The organism is Janthinobacterium sp. FW305-129, from assembly GCF_020858115.1.
Classification (GTDB): domain Bacteria; phylum Pseudomonadota; class Gammaproteobacteria; order Burkholderiales; family Burkholderiaceae_D; genus Janthinobacterium.
This window is the reverse complement of sequence record NZ_JACYMM010000001.1, coordinates 519,070-539,092: the sequence shown is the minus strand read 5'-3', so window position 1 is coordinate 539,092 and position 20,023 is coordinate 519,070. Positions and strand designations below refer to the sequence as shown.

Below are 20,023 nucleotides of genomic sequence, written 5' to 3'. Positions count from 1 at the left end.
CCTTGAATTGTGGTGCCGTCCGCTGCCGGCGCGGCGATGTGCTTGCCAGGGAAACCGAACCGGCTCGTCCGCGCGTGCTGCTGTCACTATGACAAGGCGCGGCCTGCCGGTCTTGCCAGTGTAGTCAGGCAATATGCACCGCGCATCATCCGATCGGATGACACGGACTCAGGCATCGAGGATGGCCAGGTGCGCCGTTGCGCCGTGGATCAGGGCGATCAGCTCGCCCTGGCGCCGCGTATCCGTCTTTAAATAGGTGTGGTGCAGGTGCGTCTTGACGGTGTTGACGCTGATGCCGCCGCGCGCGGCGATTTCCTCGATGGTGGCCCCTTGCGCCAGCGCCTTGCCCACTTGCGCTTCGGCTTGCGTCAAGTCAAACAGCTGGCGCAAGGCCGGGACGGACGTGCACGTTTTTGTGGGGTCGCGCGCGATCAGCAGTGCGCACGTGGGCTGGCAATCGGCAAGCGCGGTGACGGTCAGGGCCAGCGGCGCTTGCTGCTTGCGCGCCAGGCGCAGCGACTGGCATTGCGCCGCGCCACCGGCGCCGGCGATCACCAGGCGCACGGCGCGCACCAGGGCGGGCGGGGCGGCGTGTTCCAGTTGCGCCGCATGCAGCGCGTGTCCGGCGGGGGTGGCGAAGCGTAGCGCGAGGTTGGCATCGAGCACCAGCACGGCGGCGCCCATGGCGTCGAGCGCCGCCAGCGCGCAGTGGCTGGCCAGCTGCGCCTCGCGCAGGCGCTGCTGCAGGCACAGCGCGCGTTGCAGATGCGGCAGCAGTTCCTGCCATTGCTGGCCGCTCAGGCCAGCGCTGTCGAGCTGCGGCCAGTCGCCCGCGCCGCAGGCCGAGTCGTACATGGCGGCGATCAGTTTGCCCACATCCGCCGTTGCCGTAGCTGTCTCCATGCTTGCCCCCAATCCTGATGACATCAGTGTGCCGCAGGCGTGCAGGTGCGGAACTGGGTAAGGGCGGTCTTGCGCGGCGATCCGCCCCGCCTTTGTGGGGAGGGGCTGGTCGCTGCCATCTGTCCTGGGCAACTATCAAGATAGTACAAACGCTGCCCCACCGCAATGCGCCGCCGCCGATGCAATCGTGCTCCGGGATTAAACATTCCCCGATACAATAAAAAATTGTCAAAATATAAACTCATGGCATGGGGCGGGAGTCGCATGCCATGCTGATCGAGGAAGTCATATGGCCAGCAGTATTTTTTCGATGAGACCGCTTCTCGCGGACAGAATTCAAGTTCCAGCAACGCAACGGTTTTCGTTGTCAAAGCACGCCGTTGCATTTCGGACAGGAGCTTGACACTTTCCCTTAACGCCCTGGCGAAACCGCTCTTGATGCGTTTCCCGAAGGGCATGTTCGTCCAGGTTGGCGAGAGGTATCATCATCAAGTTTGCTTATTGCAATGGCAGGCCAGGAGAGGCCGGCACTGCAGCGGTCTTGCGCCGTATCACCACCGTATCAGCGATCTTGTCATGCCACCCCTGCTTGCGCGAGTCCTTGCCAATCCAAAAGAACCCCAGGTATAGCGGTAGCGCGGACAGGTAAGAACTGAGACAGCGTTTGACACACTGGCCGGCAGAAGGCTTGTTGCCCGTCTTCGCATCGACAATGATCGCGCCGATGGCCATCTTGCCAGGTGTTGTAGACAAGGTAATCCAAAACGCCAATTGAATCAGTGGCGGCATGACACATGAAATCATGAAGTGGGCCGGGCCACGGAACAAGGAATCGGTCGAAAAGTAGCTTCGGCCATATATGGCTATCAGCATCGGCATGATGATAATCAGCAGGAGCAAGGTGTCGATCAACGTCGCGCCAACGCGCGGCCAAAAGCCGACATAGTCCATTTCAGGATTCTGTTGCATTATTTTTCCAAAACGTCAGTAAATGGGTGGCCGCCAGCGTCGGGGCGGAATGGCGCAGTGTACGATCTTGTTGCTTTCATTGCAAGTTAGAGCTTTTGTCAGGTATTTGATAGCGCATGGTGCCATCCGCAGCAATCGGACGCATGGAAAACATATCCATAGGGTAAGCTTCGGGCCTAGGCTATTTCGCAACTCTATCAAAAGTACATGACATCCATAATGATCCCTGACGTCGCCCTGGTCGACAATACCGAACAACGCACGCCGCTGGTGCTCGTGCTGGACTGCTCCGGCAGCATGGCGGGCGAACCCGTCTCGCTGCTCAACGAAGGCCTGGCCTTGCTGGAACAGGAACTCAAGTCCGACGTGATCGCCGCCAAGCGCGTGCGCATCCTCGTGATTCAATACGGCGCGCACGATGAAGCCGTGGTGGCCAGCACCTGGTGCGACGCCATGGATTTCACGGCGCCCCGGCTTGAAGCGAACGGCACCACGCCGACCGGCGCGGCCGTGGAACTGGCCCTGGCGGAAATCGAGCAGGAAAAGCAGCGCTTCCGCCAGGCGGGCGTGGCGTACACGCGGCCGTGGCTGTTCCTGATGTCCGACGGCGAGCCGACCGATCCCTGGCTGCGCGGCGCCGAGCAGGCGTGCGCGGCCGAGCAGGCCAATAAAGTGGCAATCTTCCCCATCGCCGTGGGCGACAATGCGAATACCGGGACACTGGGGCAGTTTTCCAGCCGTGGCGAGCGGGGCGTGAAGCAGCTGAAAGGCTTGCAGTTCCGCGAACTGTTCCTGTGGCTGAGCGCCAGCATGCAGGTGGTGTCGCAGTCGCGTCCCGGCGCGCAGGCGCAGCTGGCCTCGACGGACGGCTGGTCCGTCGTGAATACGTGAAAGCCCGCTGATTCATGACTGCGGTACACAATACCTGGCGCGTGTTCGGCGCCTCCGTCACGGGCAAGGCGCACCTGGATAAGGACATCCCTTGCCAGGATGCGCACGCGCACGCCGTCGTGAACGACGTTTTGGTGGCCATCGTCTGTGACGGCGCCGGTTCGGCCCGCCTCAGCGAGCAGGGCGCGCAGTTTGTTGCGGAGCAAACCGTGCAAGCGCTGGCCGGACGGCTGGAGCAGGGCGCCACCGTGCAGGATCTGCATGACGGCGCGCTGGCGGGCACCCTGGCGCAGATCCGCGCCGCGCTGGACGACATCGCCCGCGCCGCCAACGCCACCCTTGATGACTACGCCTGCACGGTCGTCGGCGTGGTTATGGGGCAAGATACAGGCTTCTTCTTCCACCTGGGCGACGGCCTGGGCGTGGCGCAGCTGATGGACGGCGGCGAGCTGATCTCGCTGCCCGCCAACGGTGAATACGCCAACGAAACATATTTCATCAGCGGCGCGCGCTGGCGCGAACAGCTGCGCCTGCTTGCGATTCCGCAAGCCGTGCGCGGCGTCGTGCTGATGTCGGACGGCTGCATGCCCTTTGCCATGAGCAAGAACAATGCAGCGCTGTACGCGCCGTTCATGGATGCCGTGCAAGGCTATCTGCGCGCGGTCGACAGCGTGGAACTGGGCAATACGGCACTGGCGTCCACCCTGGCCGACCCGCGCACGCACCAGATCACGGGCGATGACAAGACCTTGCTGCTGGCCTTGCGCGCATGAGCCGGAAGCAGGGAGTCGCGCCCGGTCTGAGTCCGGGCGGCAAGATATGGCTGGATAAGGTTCGCAGCCTTGTACTGGGCAAACTCGTCAAGAGCGGCGGCGCGGGCAGCGTGTATCTGCTGCCCGGCGCGCCCGCGCAGGTGGCCAAGCTGTACCACCCGCACCTGGACCGGGCCGCCAACCGGCGCAAGCTCGAAGCGATGCTGGAATTGTCGCCCGAATTGCCCGACCAGCTGGAAAACGGCAAGCGCTACGTGCAGATCGCCTGGCCGCAAGCGGCCGTGTTCGACGACCAGGGCGGTTTTGCCGGTTTCGTCATGCCCCTGCTTGACATGGCGCAAACGGCCGAGCTGGAACAGATCATGCAGGAGCGGCAAGCGCGCGCGGCGGGCTTGCCCACGGGACTCGGTCCCAAGCTGACCCTGGCCGCCAACCTGGCCGCCGTCCTCGATGCCTTGCACCAGCAGCAGCATTACGTGGTCGACTTAAAACCCGTGAACCTGCGCTTTTACCGCGATTCGCTGTACATCGCCATGCTCGATTGCGACGGTTTCAGCATCCAGGGTCATGCGGAGCGTTTTCCTGCCGAGCAATTCACGGCCGACTACCTGGCGCCGGAATTCCAGCGCAAGGGCATGCCTGCGGGCACGGAAATGGCGCAAGACCGCTTTGCCCTGGCCGTCGTCATTTTCCAGTTGCTCAACTTCGGCATCCACCCGTACAGCGGGCGGCCCGGCAATGCGCAAGTGGCCACCGATATTCCCGGCCGCATCCGCGACGGTTATTACGCGTATGGCGTGAAGCGCCACAAGCTGCTGGCGCCGAACGCCACCAGCGGCCACGCGCTGATGCCGCCCGAGCTGCGCGCCATGTTCGACCGCGCGTTTTCCCAGTCGCCAAACGCCCAGCGGCCCTCGGCGGCCGACTGGGCGCAGTTGCTGCGCGGTTATGCGCAGCGCAGCGGCGGCAAGTTGGTCGTTTGCGCCGTGAATCCCGAACATCAGCATTTTGCGGGCCAGGGTTGCGCGGCCTGCGCGCGCGACAAGGTGATCGGCGCGGCCGCGCAAGCCTCGGCTCAGGCTTCGGCGCAGGCAAGGCAGGCGGCGCCGCAGCGTTCGCGCGCCTTGCCTGGCAAGCCGGCGCCTGCGCCGGCCCCGCAAGGGCAGTCCGCCGTGTCGGACACGGGCTGGGTGGTCATCATCATCCTGATCGTGTTCTTCGTGATCGGCTTTGCGATCTGGACCGCCGTACCGGCCGATGCGGAAAAGAAAACTGAGCAGCAAGTCACGACGGTGCCCGTAGCCGGGCTGGAACAGTTGGACTGGCATGCGCGCAAGGCCGGTGCATTGCAGCAGTCGGACGTGCGGCGCGCCGTGCGCAACCTGTCGCAAGCCATGGGCAAGGGCGACGATGCCGCCATCGGGCGGGGCTTGCAACTGCTGTACCGCAGCGAGCGGGAAAAGTCGTCGGGCTACAGCGGTGACCTGGCGCGCACGCGCTTGCGCACCTCGATGATGGAAAGCATGGGCTGGCTGCCCGGCTATCAGTCCAGCTTGTCCGATACCTATCTCGACTTGCTGCAAGCCGATCCGCGCGACCACCTGGCTGCCGCGGCGCTGGCGCGCACGCACCTGAGCCTGAACGAGCCGCAAGCGGCGCGCCAATACTTCGAGCAAGCCGTGTGGGCCCGTCCGACCGATGGCGTGGCCTGGCTCGGCATCGCCGCCACGGCGCTGCTGCGCGGCGGGGGCGGCGGCGAGCAGGATGCCGCCAACCTGGTGGCGCTGGCGCAAGTAACGGCGCAGCGCCATGCGGCGCAGAATGCCATGCCGGCCGAAGAAGGCGAAGCGGCCGACAACGGCGTCGAGCGCACGGCCAGCCGCATGGAGCGCGCGGCCAATATGCTGCGCCTGGTGCAGCCGGGCGCCTATCCGAAGCGCTGGGACAAGGCGCTGGCCGACGGCGCATTGCTGGCAAAGAGGCTGGCAGCCTTGCCGGCGCCGCCAGACCAGGGCGCCAGCGTACAGCGCGACAGCATGGCCACCGTCGCCTACCGCGTGTTGAGTGAGGCGCAGGCCAGCGGCGAAAGCCGCCTGACCTTGTCCATCGCTGCCGATGGCAGCCTGACCGCTGCGCGGGCCGAGCAATTCATGGAGCCCATGCTCAACAAGGTCATCCTGGATAGCCTGAAGAGCTGGACTTTCAACCCGTCCGTGAAAAATGGACAATTCCAGGACGGCAAGGTTGACGTGCTGGTGCGCTACCGCAATGGCCGTGCCAGTTTCGTGCCTGCCGACGCGCCCGCCACGGCGGAAAATTAAAGGAATAGCATGAAAATCAAGACCCTATGCGTGCTGCTTGGTGCTTCCCTGTTGTACTCGAGCATGGCGCAGGCGGACATCGTGCAGCGCCAGGTGCTGGCAAGCATGGCCGGCGAACCCGACAGCGAAGGCGGCGATGTGTTCACTATCGCGGGCACGACGGCCTGCGGCGGCAAGCAGATCCGCATGGATGCGCGTTCAGTGAACCTGGACGAGGCGCCGTACGAGGCGCTGAAAACCGAACTGGCCCGGCACATCCGCAGCAAGACGCCCATGCTCGTCACCGTGAAAAAATGCCCCGAGGATGCAAGCGTGCCCATCGTGCGCCAGATCGCCGCCTGCACGCCAGCCGCCTGCGCCGATGGCCGGGCGCGGCTGTACCTGCACGAAGGTTTCTACCCCATCGAGCAGGAAAACGCACCGAACGTGCTGCTGTTGCCCTTGCCGAAAGGCAAGCTGCCGGGCACGTGGAAGGTGGAGATTGTCAGCGTCGCCGGCCACAAGCTGCGCCTGTCCGGCCAGGTTAACAAGGCCGATTATGCCTCCGGCGAGCTGGTGGGCGGCTATGTCACGTATTACCCGAATGGCAAGATCGAGAAACAGGTGGCGCAGGATGGGCAGGGGCGTCAGGACGGTGTTACCAGCCAGTATTTTGCGGATGGCACCCTGGAAAAGCGCGGCAACTGGCGCCACGGCTTGCCTGAAGGCGAACACCAGTTGTATCACGCCACGGGCAAGCTGCGCGAAACGAGCAGCTACCGCGATGGCAAGCAGCTGGACGGCCCCAAGCAGATCTCGGCTGAAAATGGCAAGCCGAGCACGAGTTATGTACTGCGCGGCGGCAAGATCGAAGGCGAGATGCTCACGTATTTCCCTGATGGAAGTATTTCCAGCCGCTCCGCAATGAAGGAGGGGAAATACAATGGTTTGACGACAAACTATCACCCTGATGGCGCCGTGCGCGGCACCATGACATTGCGCAATGACTTGCCCACGGGCGAGGCGCTGGAATTCTATCCGGACGGCAAGGTGCAAAGCCGCCAGCAGTATGCCGACGATGGCGGCTTGCTGAGCCTCCAGCGCTACAGCCCACAGGGCGTGCTGGTGCTGGAACGACGCTGGGATGCGCAATGGCGCGAGCAGGGCACGTCGCGCTCGTGGTACGAAAGCGGCAAGCCCGAGCAATCGATCGAGTACGTGAATGACCGGCGCGACGGCTGGAGCCGCAGCTGGCACGAGGATGGCAGCCTGAAAAGCGAATGCCGTTATGTGGCCGGCAAGGCCCAGGGCGGCTGCGGCGAGGCGCCGCCGGCGCCGGAACTGCAGCGCAAGGAGCAGGCATGGCGCGCCTTGTGAAGCACGTGCTTGGCGCCATGCTGCTGTTGCCGGTGCTGGCCCAGGCTGAGATCGTGCAGCGGCAAGTGGTCAGCGCGATCCAGGCCGAGCCCGGCAAGGGCGGCGGCGACGTGCTGACCCTGGCCGGCGACAGCGGCTGCAGCGGGCGCCAGGTGCGCATGGATGCCCGCTCGGTCGGGCTGGATGCGGCGCAATACGCGGCCATGAAGCAGCAGCTGGCGCCGTTGATACGCGAGGCGACGCCCTTGCTGATGCGCATCAGATCGTGTCCGGCACCCGGCGCAGCGCTCGCCATGCCCGAAGTCAGCAAGCTGGGCGGCTGCGAGCCGCAAGCGTGTGCCGATGGCAAGGCGCGGCTCTACCTGAACCACAACCTGTCGCGCGGCGAAGTGATGGAAGAGGCACGCTATGCGCTGGTCGTTCCGCTGCCGCCCGGCAAGCTGCCCGGCACCTGGCAAGTCGAGATCTATCACGTGCGCGAAGGAGAGCCGAAGCGGCTGACGGGCCAGGTCGACGCCCCCGATTACCTGCGCGGCAAGCTGGTGGGCAATTACAGCATGTATTACCCGCATGGACAGCTGGAAATGCTGGTGGAGCAGGACGGGCGCGGCGTGCAGGAAGGCGTGCAGACCCGCTATTACCCGGATGGCCAGGTTTCCATGCGCGGCAGCTGGCGCAATGGCGTGCAGGAAGGCGAAGAGCAGACTTATCACCAGAGTGGCAAGCTGATCGAGTCACGCACCTACCGCAACGGCGCCCGCGCCGACGGTGTGGTGGAAACGTTCGATGAAAACGGCAAGCTGCGCACGCGCATGACGCGGGTCAAGGGCGAGACGGACGGCGAGCTGCTGCTGTTCTATCCCGACGGCACCGTGGAAAGCCGCAGCCAGCATGTGAATGGCATCATGACGGGCCCCAGCACCGGCTATTTCCCGGATGGCAGGGTACGCAGCACGGTAAGCTATGTGGACGGCAAGCCCGCTGGCGACAGCGTCGAATATTATCCGGACGGCAAGGTCGCCAGCAAGCGCACGCACAGCGGCCATTACGTATTGCGCAGCGAACAGCGCTTCAGCCGGGCCGGCGTGTTGCTCTTGGACAAACGGTGGAACGCGGGCGGGCGCGAGGAGGGCGCATTGCGCTCGTGGTACGCCGATGGCAAGCCGAGGCAGCTGATCGAATACGTGAACGGCGAACGCCAGGGCTGGACGCGGCACTGGAGTGCAGACGGCAGCCTTGAAAGCGAGTGTCGCTATGTGGCGGACGAGCCGCAAGGGGAGTGCACGGGCGCGTCGGCCAAGATGTCGTACACGGAGGATGGCATCGCGCCGCTGATACCGGAACCGTGAGCCGGGGGGGGGGCATTGCCGTTCGATCACTGATGCGTGGCCAGCCTTTTTGCCAGGCATGCACAGGTACTGCAGGGATACCGTATGGCGGATGGCATCCACGGTTCGTCCCGTTGCAGCACTGTGCTGCTGGCCTCAAACACCGTTGCCAGCCCGGACGGAACCTTGGGCATGGCCGTTTGTGCCGGACCGGGCCTTTTGTGGTTGGCTGCTTTCGCCCCATACCGGTCATTGAAGTATTGCTCCTGACTCTGGAGCTAGGCTAAATGGGCGCCAGCCGCCTGGTGGGTCCCATTCACCATCACCACGAATCCGACCCGCGCTCGCATCGTGAAGGACTACACCGTCGATCCCAAGCGGCGACTGCCCCCAGATCAGACCTCCTGTATGGTCAAAAGCAAGAACTTCAGATGCCGAAGTTACAAGCACTGCGATGCGGCTATTTAAGTTCTCAAGGTCGCGCGAATCGTACAGATGGCCAAAGTAACCGTCCAGCTGATGGCGACGAACTTCGCCAAGGTAAAGATCAACGACGAACACGAACTGCCCAAAGCCGATGTAAACGATGCCCTCAGCGAAACGTGTGCTCTGAAAGCACGAGTACCCTGCGCTGGCAAGAATGTTTACGCGAGTCACCGGCGCACTATGGTGAGCGATCAAGACACTGGCAACGATGTTGGATTCTGAGGTTGGCCCGCGAGCAACAAGGACGCGACCATGTTCACTGTGCTCGCCAAGACTAAGAAATTTAACTTCCATCTGCATTTGTTTCCAAGGGATACGTCGAGTGACCGCTTCTGGTTGCCGTCGTTGGCCGGTTGTGCCCCATTTCAGTAGTTGTTAGCTGAATGGGAATGACGGAAGATGAGCACGAGTGCAGGCAGCGAGCGCTTTTGGCCGGCTGCTGTCGTTAGTGGCGTTCTGCCCGCATACCTGACTATCATCTAAGGCTAATGCAATGGTTTGGCGTGAAGGTGCTGGCTAGCGAGCTGACGGGTGTCAATTGCCTGGGGCCGTTGCTGATACCACGGGTTTGCAAATTGACGGGCATTGTTTGCTTGCCCCCTTCAAGGTCTCGCAAGCGCCGCCGGGACCCGCATAACAAGCACCACCTGGTCCCGAATAGGCGACACCGCCTGGTCCAGAGTCTCTGGCACCACCTGGGCCTGCATATAGCGGACCACCAGGTCCAGCGTACATGGCACCGCCCGGACCCGCGTACAGTGGTCCCCCTGGTCCTGCGTAGCAGGCCCCCCCCGGAGAGGTTGGACAGGAACCAGCTACTTGGGTGGTGGTGCAGCCAGAAACAGAAACAGTAACGGCGAAAAGAAATGCCAGTGACGACTTCAGTAGTCTCATCAGATGCCTCGTTTGTGAGTTGCGAATTAAAAACTAAAACGCTGTCTTTTAGCTAGATTTATTTTTTCTCGAATGTCCGCTTGTGGCCGAAAGCGGAACTTCCCGAGAGCATGTCTACCTCGGCCTCCTGTGTCAAACATTGTTGTTTTGTGTCTGACTTTAATAATCGCGCTCCAGTGAGGCTGCCGGATTAATCCACTGCATCGTTGAGCAGCGTATCCATCAGTGAAAAAGCGTGACCGCATCCGGCGCAACATGCGCTGCCAAACAGGAAAGGCAAGCGAAACGCGATGTCATCCAGCAATGGCAAAGCGTCCGCTTGCGCCTGCAACCAGGCAAAGGCGGCAAGGTGGGGTGAGTCGTCGGCAGGGCCGGCAATCACCAGCAGCGTTTTCGCTGTTGGCGTAAAGACGGGATCCTCGGCGGCGACCGACAGCCCTTGCGCTACCGGCCACACATAGAGCTCTACGCCGCAGGCAGGACATGCCAGGCAGAACTCCTCGTTGGCAAAGCCGCCCAGCACTCGCGCCACGCCGGCAAATCCGGCGAATGATGCGGCGGCCTTAAGCAGGTAGATGCCGCTCACCGTGTCCTCGACCTGCCGCAGGTCGGCGGTTGCCATGACGAGCGCGGCCGGGACTGCGGCATTAAAGGCCGCGACATAGGGGGATGCCTTCAATTCCTCGTCGAGGCCGGCGCTTTCATGAATCGACGCCGCCAGCGACAGCACGCCGGCGCGCAGGTCCGGCGATGTCACCGTCGCCGCTAGGGAAACCAGGTGCGGGAATGCGGCGACCGAAGCCGGATAAATCGAGCCCTGGTGACAAATATGGCCATATAAATCGTCCAGGGCCTCGGCGTCGCCCCGCCGCAGGTCCTGCAGCAGCGCGGGAATTTTTTCAGCGCCGCCGTAACCATCCGTCAGGCTTGCCCATGCGGCAGAACGCAGATCGAGTGGCGTCGTTTCAGTCTGTTTTTCCATTGCATCAACTTAAACGATGGACGACAGGCAGTCAAGCCTGACGCTACGTGACCGTGCACTGCCCGGGGCCGGTCCAGGCGCTGATCCTAAACGGGCCGGTGATATGGCCTTGATCCCTGTAGTACGTTACCACCTCGGCCGAAAAGGATTTCATAGGAAAGGGCTTGATATTCATAGACTTTCGCGTAGAGGGTTGCAACGGCCAGAACCGCCGCTGTTGAACGATCAGCGACTGCTTGGTGGTCTGATATCTCCCGAAATTGTTGCCGCTCGATTTCTTCAACACGATAGGCCACTTAAAGCCACCTCAAATTCCATACCTGTTCCGAGCAGCGGCCTCAAGCTCAGACTGGGGCAAGCCTGCTTGCTGCCAAAATGCAAAAAAATACTCCAATGTTTCGGCAGTAGCGCCACTATCCATGGGATGCAAGACGCATATGGCCGTTCTGATTTTCAAAACGTCTGGCGCGTCCGATTGGTCACGCCCTTCAATTGCTCGCCAGAAACCTACACGCTCAGCGATGACTTCCTCAGCCGTCGCCGCACCGGTCATGTATCGATACGCCACCGCTGCCGCTGACCTGGCAACCGCAGGCAATTGCTCAGTCACACTTCCGATAGCCTCAATCATGAATCGCTGAGCTGAAGATTGTTCTGCAGGGGCATCCAGGTCCACCGCGGATGCAATCGCATCAAAAAGTCTCTTATTCAATATGTGCATTCAGTTTCGGTGATTGCGCGATGCCTGCAGCGGGGCCGCCTGTGGCAAATGGCGTGCCCCCGGACCTTGCATGGGTTCCATGATGGCTTAGCGGTGCGGCGGCGTCAGCACGCTGGCGATGGCCTTCGGCAAGGTTTCCGGATAGTCTCTGCTGAAGTGCAGGCCGCGGCTTTCGCGGCGGGACAGGGCGCTGTTGACGATCATCGAGGCCACGTCGACGAGGTTGCGCAATTCCAATAAATCGTGCGTGATGCGGAAGTTGCGGTAGTACTCGTCGATCTCTTCCTTCAGCAGGGCGATGCGGTGCTGGGCCCGCTCCAGGCGCTTGGTCGTGCGCACGATGCCCACGTAATTCCACATGAAGCGGCGCAGTTCGTCCCAGTTGTGGGAAATCACCACTTCTTCATCCGCATCCGTGACGCGGCTTTCATCCCAGTCGGGCAGGTAGGGCGTGCCCAGCTTTTCCTTGCTTTCGATATCCTGCGCGCAGGCGCGGCCGATGACGATGCATTCCAGCAAGGAATTGCTCGCCAGGCGGTTCGCGCCATGCAAGCCCGTGCAGGCCGTCTCGCCCACGGCATACAGGCCGGGCAGGTCGGCGCGGCCGGACAAATCCGTCACCACGCCGCCGCACGTGTAGTGGGCAGCGGGTACGATGGGGATAGGCTGCTTGGTGATGTCGATGCCCAGTTCCAGGCAGCGCGCGTAAATCGTGGGGAAGTGTTCGATGAGGAATTCGGCCGGTTTGTGGCTGATATCGAGGTGCACGTAGTCGAGGCCCCGTTTCTTGATCTCGAAGTCGATGGCGCGCGCCACCACGTCGCGCGGCGCCAGTTCGGCCCGCTCGTCGTGGGCCAGCATGAAGCGCGTGCCGGCGGCTGCGCCCGCTTCGGGCGGCAGTTTCAGCAAGCCGCCTTCGCCACGGATGGCTTCGGTGATCAGGAACGATTTTGCATACGGGTGATACAAGCATGTCGGATGGAACTGGATGAATTCCATGTTCGACACGCGGCAGCCGGCGCGCCAGGCCATGGCGATGCCGTCGCCGCTGGCCGTGTCGGGGTTCGTTGTATATAAATACACTTTCCCGGCGCCGCCCGTGGCCAGCACGGTGTGCTCGGCGGCAAAAGTGTGCACCTTGCCCGTTTGCTCATCCTGCACGTACAGGCCGTGGCAATGCGGTTGCGCGTTGCGCTGGGCCGGCTTCATGCCCAGCTTGTCGGAGGTGATCAGGTCGATGGCGCAATGGTGTTCGAACAGGCTGATGTTCGGGTGGGCGCGCACCTTTTCTTCCAGGGTCACTTGCACGGCGTGGCCCGTGGCGTCGGCCGCGTGGATGATGCGGCGCTGGCTGTGTCCGCCTTCGCGTGTCAAATGAAAACCCAGCTCGGCCGAGGCGTCGCGCGTAAACGGCACGCCTTGCTCGATCAGCCATTCGATGGCTTCGCGGCCGTGCTCGACGATGTAGCGCGTGGCGCTCTCGTCGCACAGGCCGCCGCCCGCGATCAGGGTGTCTTCGATGTGTTGCTGGTGGCTGTCGCCGGAGTCCAGCACGGCCGCGATCCCGCCCTGCGCCCAGTTGCTGGCGCCGTCGAGCAGCGCGCGTTTGGAAATGATCGCGACGGTGCGCGTCTCAGCTAAATGCAGTGCAACCGATAAACCCGCCAGGCCACTGCCGACAATCGCTACATCAAATTTCATGACATTTATCTCTTTTAGGGGATGCATACTATATGCCATTTCCCCTCATTCGGTAATGTGTTGAGATAAATTCTGCAAGCGAAAGATAGCTGGGACCGTAGCTTGTGGCGCATCAATGTCTTCGCGGAACAGTTCGCCATCATGGCAAGACAGCAGCAGGCCGCCCCGTGCGCGGCGTGACGCTTTTTGCCGCAGGGGGGAACCATGATCCGCATCTTCAGCCATTATGTCTCGAAAACAGCGTTTATCCTGCTGTTGCTGGAAATCCTGATCCTGCTGCTGTCGGCCACCCTGACGTCCTTGCTGTGGCTGGTTGACGGCAGCCGCGTGCTGCGCGTGGGCGAGATTTACCTGTCGTCCGCGATCTTTGCGCTGGTCATCGTCCTGAGCATGAGTGCGCTGGGCATGTACCAGCACCGCTCGCGCGAAGACATCCGCAACACCTTATTACGCATCCTGCCGTCGTTTGCGCTGGGTTTTGCCGTGCTCAGCGTGCTGATCCGCTTCGTTCCGTCCCTGCATTTCGGGCGCGGCAGCGTGCTGATCTTCGGCCTGGGCGCCATCGGCGTGCTGCTGGCGCGCCTGGTGGTGTTCAAATCCTCGCAATCGGCGCTGATGGAAGGCCGGCTGATCCTGGTGGGCGGCGGGGCGCTGGCGCGCGAATGCATGGACTTGGCGGCCAGCAAGATCGGTTTCCACCAGTTCACGGTGGTGGGCTGCATCGATGTGGCGGGCGAACAACGCTGCGTGCCGGCCTCGGCCTTGCTGCCGGCCGAACCGTCGCTGCTGGCCATGGCCCAGCGCCATGCGGCGCATGAAATCGTCGTCTCCGTCAGCGACCGGCGCAATGGCGCGTTTCCTGCCAAGCAATTGCTGGAATGCGCGCTGGGCGGCGTCAAGGTCATCGACGCGGCCACCTTCTTCGAGCGCGAAGCATGCCAGATCCGCATCGATTCCTTGCAACCGAGCTATCTGATCTATGGGGGCGGCTTCGACCAGAGCTTTTTCCGCGCCGCCTCGAAGCGCCTGTTCGACCTGGCCGCCAGCGGCGTCATCTGCCTGGCGGCGCTGCCCGTGATGCTGGTGACGGCGCTGTGCATCCGCCTGGAAGACGGCGGCCCCGTGTTTTATCAGCAAGAGCGGGTAGGGCGCGACGGCTTGCCCTTCAACGTGCTGAAATTTCGCAGCATGCGCTGCGATGCGGAGCGCGACGGCAAGCCCATCTGGGCGCTGGCCGACGATGCGCGCATCACGCGCGTGGGCAAGCTGATCCGCAAGCTGCGCATCGACGAGCTGCCGCAGATGCTCAATGTGTTTCGCGGCGAGATGAGTTTTGTCGGCCCCCGTCCCGAGCGCGCCTACTTTGTCGAGCAGTTGAAGCAGCAAGTACCGTACTACAACATTCGTCACAGCATCAAACCGGGCATCACGGGCCTGGCGCAGGTGCGCTACCAGTATGGCGCCTCCGTCGACGATGCCGTCAAGAAGCTGCAATACGATCTGTATTATGTAAAGAACAACAGCCTGTTCCTCGACTTGCTGATCTTGCTCGACACGGTGCAGGTCGTGCTGTTTGGCAAGGGCAGCCGATGATACGGGCGCAGTCGGACTGGCTGGCGGCGGCCGACGCGGCGGCGCTCAGCCATGGCCTGGCGTCGCTGGCCTTCTTCCTGCTGGCGCTGCTACTCATCAGCAACTGGCGCGCGCGGCAGAACGTGCGCGCCTTGCTGGTGGCGTGCCTGGCGACGGGGGGCTGGGCCACGGGCACGGTGGTGCTGGTGCTGCTGGGGCAGCGCATTTCGCTGGCTGGCGATGCGCTCGAATTGCTGCGCACCCTGGCCTGGCTGGTGCTGGTGCTGCTGCTGATCGAACCGTCGCGGCCCCGCTTGCGCCTGGTGCTGCTGGGCATCGTCCTCACGGCGCTGGCGCCCGCCTTGTCCGCGCTGGCCTCGTGGTTGCTGGCGCTGCCTTTGCCGGCGCGCATCATCGCCAGCGTCAGCCGTTTGCTGCTGGCCGTGCTGGGCATGCTGCTGGTGGAGCAGTGGTACCGCAACACGCCGCCCCTTAAACGCTGGGGCATCAAGTTTGCCTGCCTGGGCGTGGGCGGCCTGTTCGCCTACGACTTTTATCTGTACAGCGACGCCTTGCTGTTTCTCGCGATCAACGACGACATCTGGGCCGCGCGCGGCATCGTCGACGCCCTGTGCGCGCCGCTGCTGGCCGTGTCGGCCGCGCGCAATCCGGGCTGGGCGCTGGGCTTGTCCGTCTCGCGCCAGATGCTGTACCGCTCGGCCGCCTTGCTCGGTTCGGCCATCTATCTGCTGGCCATGGCGGCCAGCGCCTACTACTTGCGCTATTTCGGCGGCACCTGGGGTTCCTTTATGCAGATGGCTTACCTGGGCGGCGCGGCCCTGCTGCTGGCCGGCGTGCTGTTTTCCGGCAGCCTGCGGGCCAAGCTCAAGGTGACCATCAATAAACATTTTTACAATGCCATCTTCGATTACCGCGAGGAATGGCTGCGTTTTACGCGCGCCTTGTCGGAAGACGGACCCGCCCTGGGCGAACGCACGATACAGGCCATGGCGCAACTGGTGGAAAGCCGCGCCGGCGCCCTGTGGATACTGCGCGAGCCTGGCCAGTTTGCCCCGGCCGCCAGCTGGAACTGGCCCCACAGCACGTGGAGCGAGCCGGCGTCCAGTCCCCTGTGCCAGTTCCTGGAGGAACGATTATGGGTGATCGACGTGCCCGACTGCCAGCGCGATCCCCGCCAGTACGGCGGCTTGCTGCTGCCGCCCGCGCTGCTGGCGCTGCCCGACGTGTGGCTGCTGGTGCCGCTGATGCTGCACGGCCAGCTGTTCGCCTTGGTGGCGCTGGCGCGGCCCCGCACGCGTATCGGCCTGAACTGGGAAATCCGCGACGTGCTGAAAATCGCCGGCAGCCAGGCCGCCAGCTACCTGGCGCACCGCGAATCGCTCGACACGCTCACGGTGTCGCGCCAGTTCGACTCGTTCAACCGCATGTCCACCTTCATCGTGCACGACCTGAAAAACCTGGTATTTCAATTGTCGCTGCTATTGAGCAATGCGGAAAAGCACCGCGCCAATCCCGCCTTCCAGGAAGACATGCTGGGTACGCTCGACCATTCCGTGCAGAAAATGAAGACCTTGCTGCAGAAACTGGCGCGCGGCGAGGCGCCGGAAGCGCCTGCGCCGCTGCTGCTCGATAACTTGCTGCGCCAGGCCGTGGCGGCCAAGGCCAGCCTGGCGCCCGCGCCCCGGCTGGACATCGTCGATGGCGAACTGACGGTGCTGGCCAACCGCGCACGGCTGGAACGGGTGCTGGGCCACTTGATCCAGAACGCCATCGAGGCGACGGCCAGCGATGGCACGGTGGACGTGCGGCTGCGGCGCGAGCAGCGCACGGCCGTGATCGAGCTCGACGATACGGGGCAGGGCATGAGCGAACAGTTCATCCGCGAGCGTCTGTTCAAGCCGTTCGACACGACCAAGACGGCGGGCATGGGCATCGGCGTCTTCGAAAGCCGCGAATACCTGCGCGAAGTGGGCGGCAGCCTGGAAGTGCGCAGCGAACCGCAAGTGGGCACGACGTTCCGCGTGATCCTGCCGCTGCATGCGGCATAGCAAAGGAGTGCCATGGGCAAACAGAAACTGCTGGTCATCGAAGACGACCCCGGCCTGCAAAAGCAGCTGCACTGGAGTTTCGACGGCTATGACGTCTTGCTGGCGGGCGAGCGCGAAACGGCGCTGGCGCTGGTGCGGCGCCACCAGCCGGCCGTCGTGACGATGGACCTGGGCTTGCCGCCCGACCCGGACGGCGCCACGGAAGGCCTGGCCACGCTGCAGCAAATCCTCGCGCTGGCGCCGGACACGAAGGTCATCATTCTGTCGGGCAACCAGGAGCGCGCGCATGCCTTGAAGGCCATTGCGCTGGGCGCCTACGATTTCCACCAGAAGCCGTTCGAGGCCGACATGCTGGGCCTGGTCATCGCCCGCGCGTTCTATCTGCACGCGATGCAGCAGGAGAACCGCCGCATGCTGCAGACGCAGGCCGATTCGCCGCTGGCCGGCATCGTCAGCCGCGACCCCGGCATGCTGAAACTGTGCCGCAGCGTGGAAAAGGTGGCGCCGTCGTCGGCCAGCGTGATGCTGCTGGGCGATTCGGGCAGCGGCAAGGAATTGATTGCGCGGGGCTTGCACGCGCTGTCGAGCCGCCATGCCCAGCGTTTTGTCGCCATCAATTGCGCGGCGATTCCCGAAAACCTGCTGGAAAGCGAGCTGTTCGGCTATGAGCGGGGGGCGTTTACGGGCGCGGCGCGGCAGACGCTGGGCAAGATCGAACTGGCCCACGGCGGCACCTTCTTTCTCGATGAAATCGGCGACATGCCGATGGCGCTGCAGGCAAAATTGCTGCGCTTCCTGCAGGAGCGGGTGATCGAACGGGTGGGCGGGCGGGCCGAGATCGCCGTCGACGTGCGCATCGTCTGCGCCACGCACCAGGATCTGAAAGGGCTGGCGGAGCAGGGGCGTTTCCGCGAAGACTTGTATTACCGCCTCAGCGAAATCGTCCTGCGCATTCCACCGCTGCGCGAGCGGGCCGGCGATGCGGCCTTGCTGGCGCAGCATTTCAAGAACAAGTTCTGTGCCAGCGAAGGGCGCGGCAGCCTGCATTTCAGCGCCGGCGCGCTGCAGCTGATCGAAAGCTATGGCTGGCCCGGCAATGTGCGCGAAGTGGAAAACTGCATCAAGCGGGCCGTCATCATGAGCGACGGCCCGCAGATCGCCGCCGACGACCTGGGCTTGCCCGCCAGCGCCCAGGTCGCGCCCCCGGATGAGCCGCTGAACCTGCGCCAGGCCCGCGAAGGAGCCGAATACAAGGTGATGGTGCGGGCGCTGGCGCGGGCCGACGGCAATATCGCCAAGGCGGCGGAACTGCTGGGTGTGAGCCGGCCCACCCTGTACGACCTGATGGGCCATCACGGCATCAAGTAGGCCGGCAGTGTATTAAAAATCAAGATTGTGTAAGGCGTCGCACATACGCTGGCGCCGCCGTGGCGCATCCTTGTCTCATCTACAACGAGGAGGCGCCATGAATGCGATCAGTTTATTGATGCAGGACCATAAGGCCGTGAAGGCCCTGTTTGCCCAATATGAAGGCTTGAGCGACCGCTCATTTGCCACCAAGAAAAAGCTGGCCGACCAGATCTGCCAGGAACTCACCGTGCACACGCAGCTGGAAGAGGAAATCTTCTATCCGGCCGTGCGCCGCCCCATCCACGACGGCGACCTGATGGATGAAGCCCTCGTCGAGCACGCGAGCGCCAAGGAACTCATCGCGCAGATCGAAGCGATGGACCCCGCCGACGAGCTCTACGACGCCAAGGTCAAGGTCTTGTCCGAGCAGATCGAACACCACGTGGGAGAAGAAGAGGGCGACATGTTCCCCAAGGTGCGGCAGACGAGCGTCGACCTCGATGCGCTGGGCCGGGAAATGGCCGCGCGCAAGGAACAGCTGACGGGCATGCCTGCCTGACGCACCATATTACTTAACGAGGGAGATTTCCATGCAAGCTACGCAATTGTCCGTGTCGGACCTGAACAACCCGGGCGTGTCCTGGGGCGCCGTGCTGGCGGGTGCCGCCGCGGCCGCCGCCCTGTCTTTTATCCTGCTGATCCTCGGCGTGGGCCTGGGCCTGTCGTCCGTGTCGCCGTGGTCGTTCAACGCCACGGCCATCGGCGTGTCGACCATCGCCTGGCTGGCCTTCATGCAACTGGCCGCCTCCGGCATCGGCGGCTACATGGCGGGCCGGCTGCGCGTGAAATGGAGTGCCATCCACACGGATGAGGTGCATTTCCGCGATACGGCGCACGGCTTGCTGGCCTGGGCCGTGGCCACCCTGATCACCGTGGCCGTGCTGGCCGGCGGCACGCGCGCCGTGCTGAGCGGCGCCATCGATGCGGGCAGCGGCGTGGCGGCGGCAGTTGGCCCGGCCGTGGGAGCGGGCACAGGTGCTGCAGGTGCTGCCAGCGCCAGGCAAGGCGAGGGCGGCAGCGGCGCCAATCCCCTCGATTATTTCTCGGACATGTTGCTGCGCGCGGCTCCGGCCCCGGCTGACGCTGCCACCGGCACGCCGGCAATGGCAAATCCGGGCATGACGGCCGCCGACCAGCGCGTGGAAGTCGGCAAGATCTTCGCCGCCAGCCTGTCCTCGGGCAGCCTGTCTGCAGATGACCGCGCCTATCTGGCCCAGGTCGTGGCCAGCCGCACGGGCTTGACGCAGGCCGATGCGCAAGCGCGCGTCGACGCCGTCTACGCCCGCGCCGCCAAGGCCGCCGCCGATGCGAAGGCTGCCGCCCAGCAAGCGGCCGACACGGCGCGCAAGGCCGGCGCCCACACGGCTTTGTGGATGTTCGTCGCCTTGCTGCTGGGCGCTTTCGTGGCCAGCCTGGCGGCAACGTTCGGCGGCCGCCAGCGCGACCATGAGCGCGTGTTGCGCCACGTGACCATTTAAATCCCCCCATTCAATTCAGGAGTCTGCCATGCGTTCCATCCTCTTGCTGCTGCTGGGCATTCCATTGCCCATCGTCATACTGATCGCCCTGTTCGTCCGCTAAGCGGGCCAACAAAACCGGCGCCCGCTGCAAGGTGGGCGCCGGTTTTTGCGTGAAAGCGGGCGCATG

At 63.5% G+C, this 20,023-nt stretch carries 16 protein-coding genes; 10 read left to right on the top strand and 6 right to left on the bottom strand.

Going from position 1 to position 20,023, the window contains the following annotated elements; translation table 11 throughout:
* Positions 1 to 168: 168 nt before the first annotated feature.
* Together IGS61_RS02330 and IGS61_RS02325 are read right to left on the bottom strand one after the other, a co-directional pair.
* Positions 169 to 903, bottom strand: coding sequence for a helix-turn-helix transcriptional regulator (locus IGS61_RS02330; protein ID WP_230538116.1), 735 nt, complete (start codon positions 901 to 903; stop codon positions 169 to 171).
* Positions 904 to 1,401: 498 nt separating this feature from the next.
* Complete coding sequence (locus IGS61_RS02325) at positions 1,402 to 1,872, bottom strand: RDD family protein (protein WP_230538115.1); 471 nt, start codon at positions 1,870 to 1,872, stop codon at positions 1,402 to 1,404.
* A 207-nt stretch (positions 1,873 to 2,079) separates the two neighbouring features.
* Here IGS61_RS02325 and IGS61_RS02320 point away from each other — a divergent pair, with 207 nt between their 5' ends.
* Genes IGS61_RS02320 through IGS61_RS02300 form a run of 5 tightly spaced genes read left to right on the top strand, consistent with a single transcriptional unit; the run spans position 2,080 to position 8,562 of the window.
* Positions 2,080 to 2,763, top strand: a complete 684-nt coding sequence (locus IGS61_RS02320) for a vWA domain-containing protein (protein WP_230538114.1) — start codon at positions 2,080 to 2,082, stop codon at positions 2,761 to 2,763.
* A gap of 14 nt (positions 2,764 to 2,777) precedes the next feature.
* The gene (locus IGS61_RS02315) at positions 2,778 to 3,536 is read left to right on the top strand and encodes a PP2C family serine/threonine-protein phosphatase (protein WP_230538113.1); all 759 of its coding nucleotides are present in this window, start codon (positions 2,778 to 2,780) and stop codon (positions 3,534 to 3,536) included.
* Complete coding sequence (locus tag IGS61_RS02310; RefSeq protein ID WP_230538112.1) at positions 3,533 to 5,857, top strand: hypothetical protein; 2,325 nt, start codon at positions 3,533 to 3,535, stop codon at positions 5,855 to 5,857. The genes IGS61_RS02315 and IGS61_RS02310 overlap by 4 nt, the downstream gene beginning before the upstream one ends.
* Positions 5,858 to 5,866: 9 nt before the next feature.
* Entirely contained in the window at positions 5,867 to 7,213 is a 1,347-nt protein-coding gene (locus IGS61_RS02305) for a toxin-antitoxin system YwqK family antitoxin (protein WP_230538111.1), read from the top strand.
* Positions 7,198 to 8,562, top strand: coding sequence for a toxin-antitoxin system YwqK family antitoxin (locus IGS61_RS02300; protein ID WP_230538110.1), 1,365 nt, complete (start codon positions 7,198 to 7,200; stop codon positions 8,560 to 8,562). The genes IGS61_RS02305 and IGS61_RS02300 overlap by 16 nt, the downstream gene beginning before the upstream one ends.
* Positions 8,563 to 8,790: 228 nt before the next feature.
* Here the strand turns inward: IGS61_RS02300 and IGS61_RS02295 are convergent, their stop codons facing one another.
* The 4 genes from IGS61_RS02295 to nadB form a co-directional block, all read right to left on the bottom strand.
* On the bottom strand, positions 8,791 to 9,327 hold the full coding sequence (locus IGS61_RS02295) for a hypothetical protein (RefSeq protein ID WP_230538109.1): 537 nt from the start codon (positions 9,325 to 9,327) through the stop codon (positions 8,791 to 8,793).
* A 784-nt stretch (positions 9,328 to 10,111) separates the two neighbouring features.
* On the bottom strand, positions 10,112 to 10,903 hold the full coding sequence (locus IGS61_RS02290) for a hypothetical protein (RefSeq protein WP_230538108.1): 792 nt from the start codon (positions 10,901 to 10,903) through the stop codon (positions 10,112 to 10,114).
* Between the two features lie 307 nt (positions 10,904 to 11,210).
* Entirely contained in the window at positions 11,211 to 11,624 is a 414-nt protein-coding gene (locus IGS61_RS02285; protein WP_230538107.1) for a hypothetical protein, read from the bottom strand.
* A gap of 87 nt (positions 11,625 to 11,711) precedes the next feature.
* Positions 11,712 to 13,325: an L-aspartate oxidase gene (gene nadB / locus IGS61_RS02280; RefSeq protein WP_230538106.1), complete on the bottom strand. Its 1,614-nt coding sequence runs from the start codon at positions 13,323 to 13,325 to the stop codon at positions 11,712 to 11,714.
* Between the two features lie 204 nt (positions 13,326 to 13,529).
* Between nadB and IGS61_RS02275 the strand changes: the two genes are divergently transcribed.
* The 5 genes from IGS61_RS02275 (at position 13,530) to IGS61_RS02255 (ending at position 19,854) form a co-directional block, all read left to right on the top strand.
* Positions 13,530 to 14,918 carry a TIGR03013 family XrtA/PEP-CTERM system glycosyltransferase gene (locus IGS61_RS02275; protein ID WP_230538105.1) on the top strand — a complete coding sequence of 463 codons (1,389 nt, stop codon included), beginning with the start codon at positions 13,530 to 13,532 and terminating at the stop codon, positions 14,916 to 14,918.
* Entirely contained in the window at positions 14,915 to 16,966 is a 2,052-nt protein-coding gene (prsK, locus tag IGS61_RS02270; RefSeq protein WP_230538104.1) for an XrtA/PEP-CTERM system histidine kinase PrsK, read from the top strand. The genes IGS61_RS02275 and prsK overlap by 4 nt, the downstream gene beginning before the upstream one ends.
* A 12-nt stretch (positions 16,967 to 16,978) precedes the next feature.
* Positions 16,979 to 18,334, top strand: coding sequence for a PEP-CTERM-box response regulator transcription factor (gene prsR, locus IGS61_RS02265; RefSeq protein WP_230538103.1), 1,356 nt, complete (start codon positions 16,979 to 16,981; stop codon positions 18,332 to 18,334).
* A 97-nt stretch (positions 18,335 to 18,431) separates the two neighbouring features.
* Positions 18,432 to 18,875 (top strand): hemerythrin domain-containing protein, encoded by a 444-nt coding sequence (locus IGS61_RS02260; RefSeq protein ID WP_230538102.1) that lies wholly within the window; start codon positions 18,432 to 18,434, stop codon positions 18,873 to 18,875.
* Between the two features lie 31 nt (positions 18,876 to 18,906).
* On the top strand, positions 18,907 to 19,854 hold the full coding sequence (locus IGS61_RS02255) for a hypothetical protein (RefSeq protein WP_230538101.1): 948 nt from the start codon (positions 18,907 to 18,909) through the stop codon (positions 19,852 to 19,854).
* Positions 19,855 to 20,023 lie beyond the last annotated feature (169 nt).

Coding starts and splice junctions, on each gene's coding strand:
- nadB (WP_230538106.1), bottom strand. CDS start 13,325: ATGAAATTTGATGTAGCGATTGTCGGCAGTGGCCTGGCGGGTTTATCG.
- IGS61_RS02315 (WP_230538113.1), top strand. CDS start 2,778: ATGACTGCGGTACACAATACCTGGCGCGTGTTCGGCGCCTCCGTCACG.
- IGS61_RS02285 (WP_230538107.1), bottom strand. CDS start 11,624: ATGCACATATTGAATAAGAGACTTTTTGATGCGATTGCATCCGCGGTG.
- prsR (WP_230538103.1), top strand. CDS start 16,979: ATGGGCAAACAGAAACTGCTGGTCATCGAAGACGACCCCGGCCTGCAA.
- IGS61_RS02305 (WP_230538111.1), top strand. CDS start 5,867: ATGAAAATCAAGACCCTATGCGTGCTGCTTGGTGCTTCCCTGTTGTAC.
- IGS61_RS02310 (WP_230538112.1), top strand. CDS start 3,533: ATGAGCCGGAAGCAGGGAGTCGCGCCCGGTCTGAGTCCGGGCGGCAAG.
- IGS61_RS02255 (WP_230538101.1), top strand. CDS start 18,907: ATGCAAGCTACGCAATTGTCCGTGTCGGACCTGAACAACCCGGGCGTG.
- IGS61_RS02320 (WP_230538114.1), top strand. CDS start 2,080: ATGACATCCATAATGATCCCTGACGTCGCCCTGGTCGACAATACCGAA.
- IGS61_RS02330 (WP_230538116.1), bottom strand. CDS start 903: ATGGAGACAGCTACGGCAACGGCGGATGTGGGCAAACTGATCGCCGCC.
- IGS61_RS02295 (WP_230538109.1), bottom strand. CDS start 9,327: ATGCAGATGGAAGTTAAATTTCTTAGTCTTGGCGAGCACAGTGAACAT.
- IGS61_RS02275 (WP_230538105.1), top strand. CDS start 13,530: ATGATCCGCATCTTCAGCCATTATGTCTCGAAAACAGCGTTTATCCTG.
- prsK (WP_230538104.1), top strand. CDS start 14,915: ATGATACGGGCGCAGTCGGACTGGCTGGCGGCGGCCGACGCGGCGGCG.
- IGS61_RS02290 (WP_230538108.1), bottom strand. CDS start 10,903: ATGGAAAAACAGACTGAAACGACGCCACTCGATCTGCGTTCTGCCGCA.
- IGS61_RS02325 (WP_230538115.1), bottom strand. CDS start 1,872: ATGCAACAGAATCCTGAAATGGACTATGTCGGCTTTTGGCCGCGCGTT.
- IGS61_RS02260 (WP_230538102.1), top strand. CDS start 18,432: ATGAATGCGATCAGTTTATTGATGCAGGACCATAAGGCCGTGAAGGCC.
- IGS61_RS02300 (WP_230538110.1), top strand. CDS start 7,198: ATGGCGCGCCTTGTGAAGCACGTGCTTGGCGCCATGCTGCTGTTGCCG.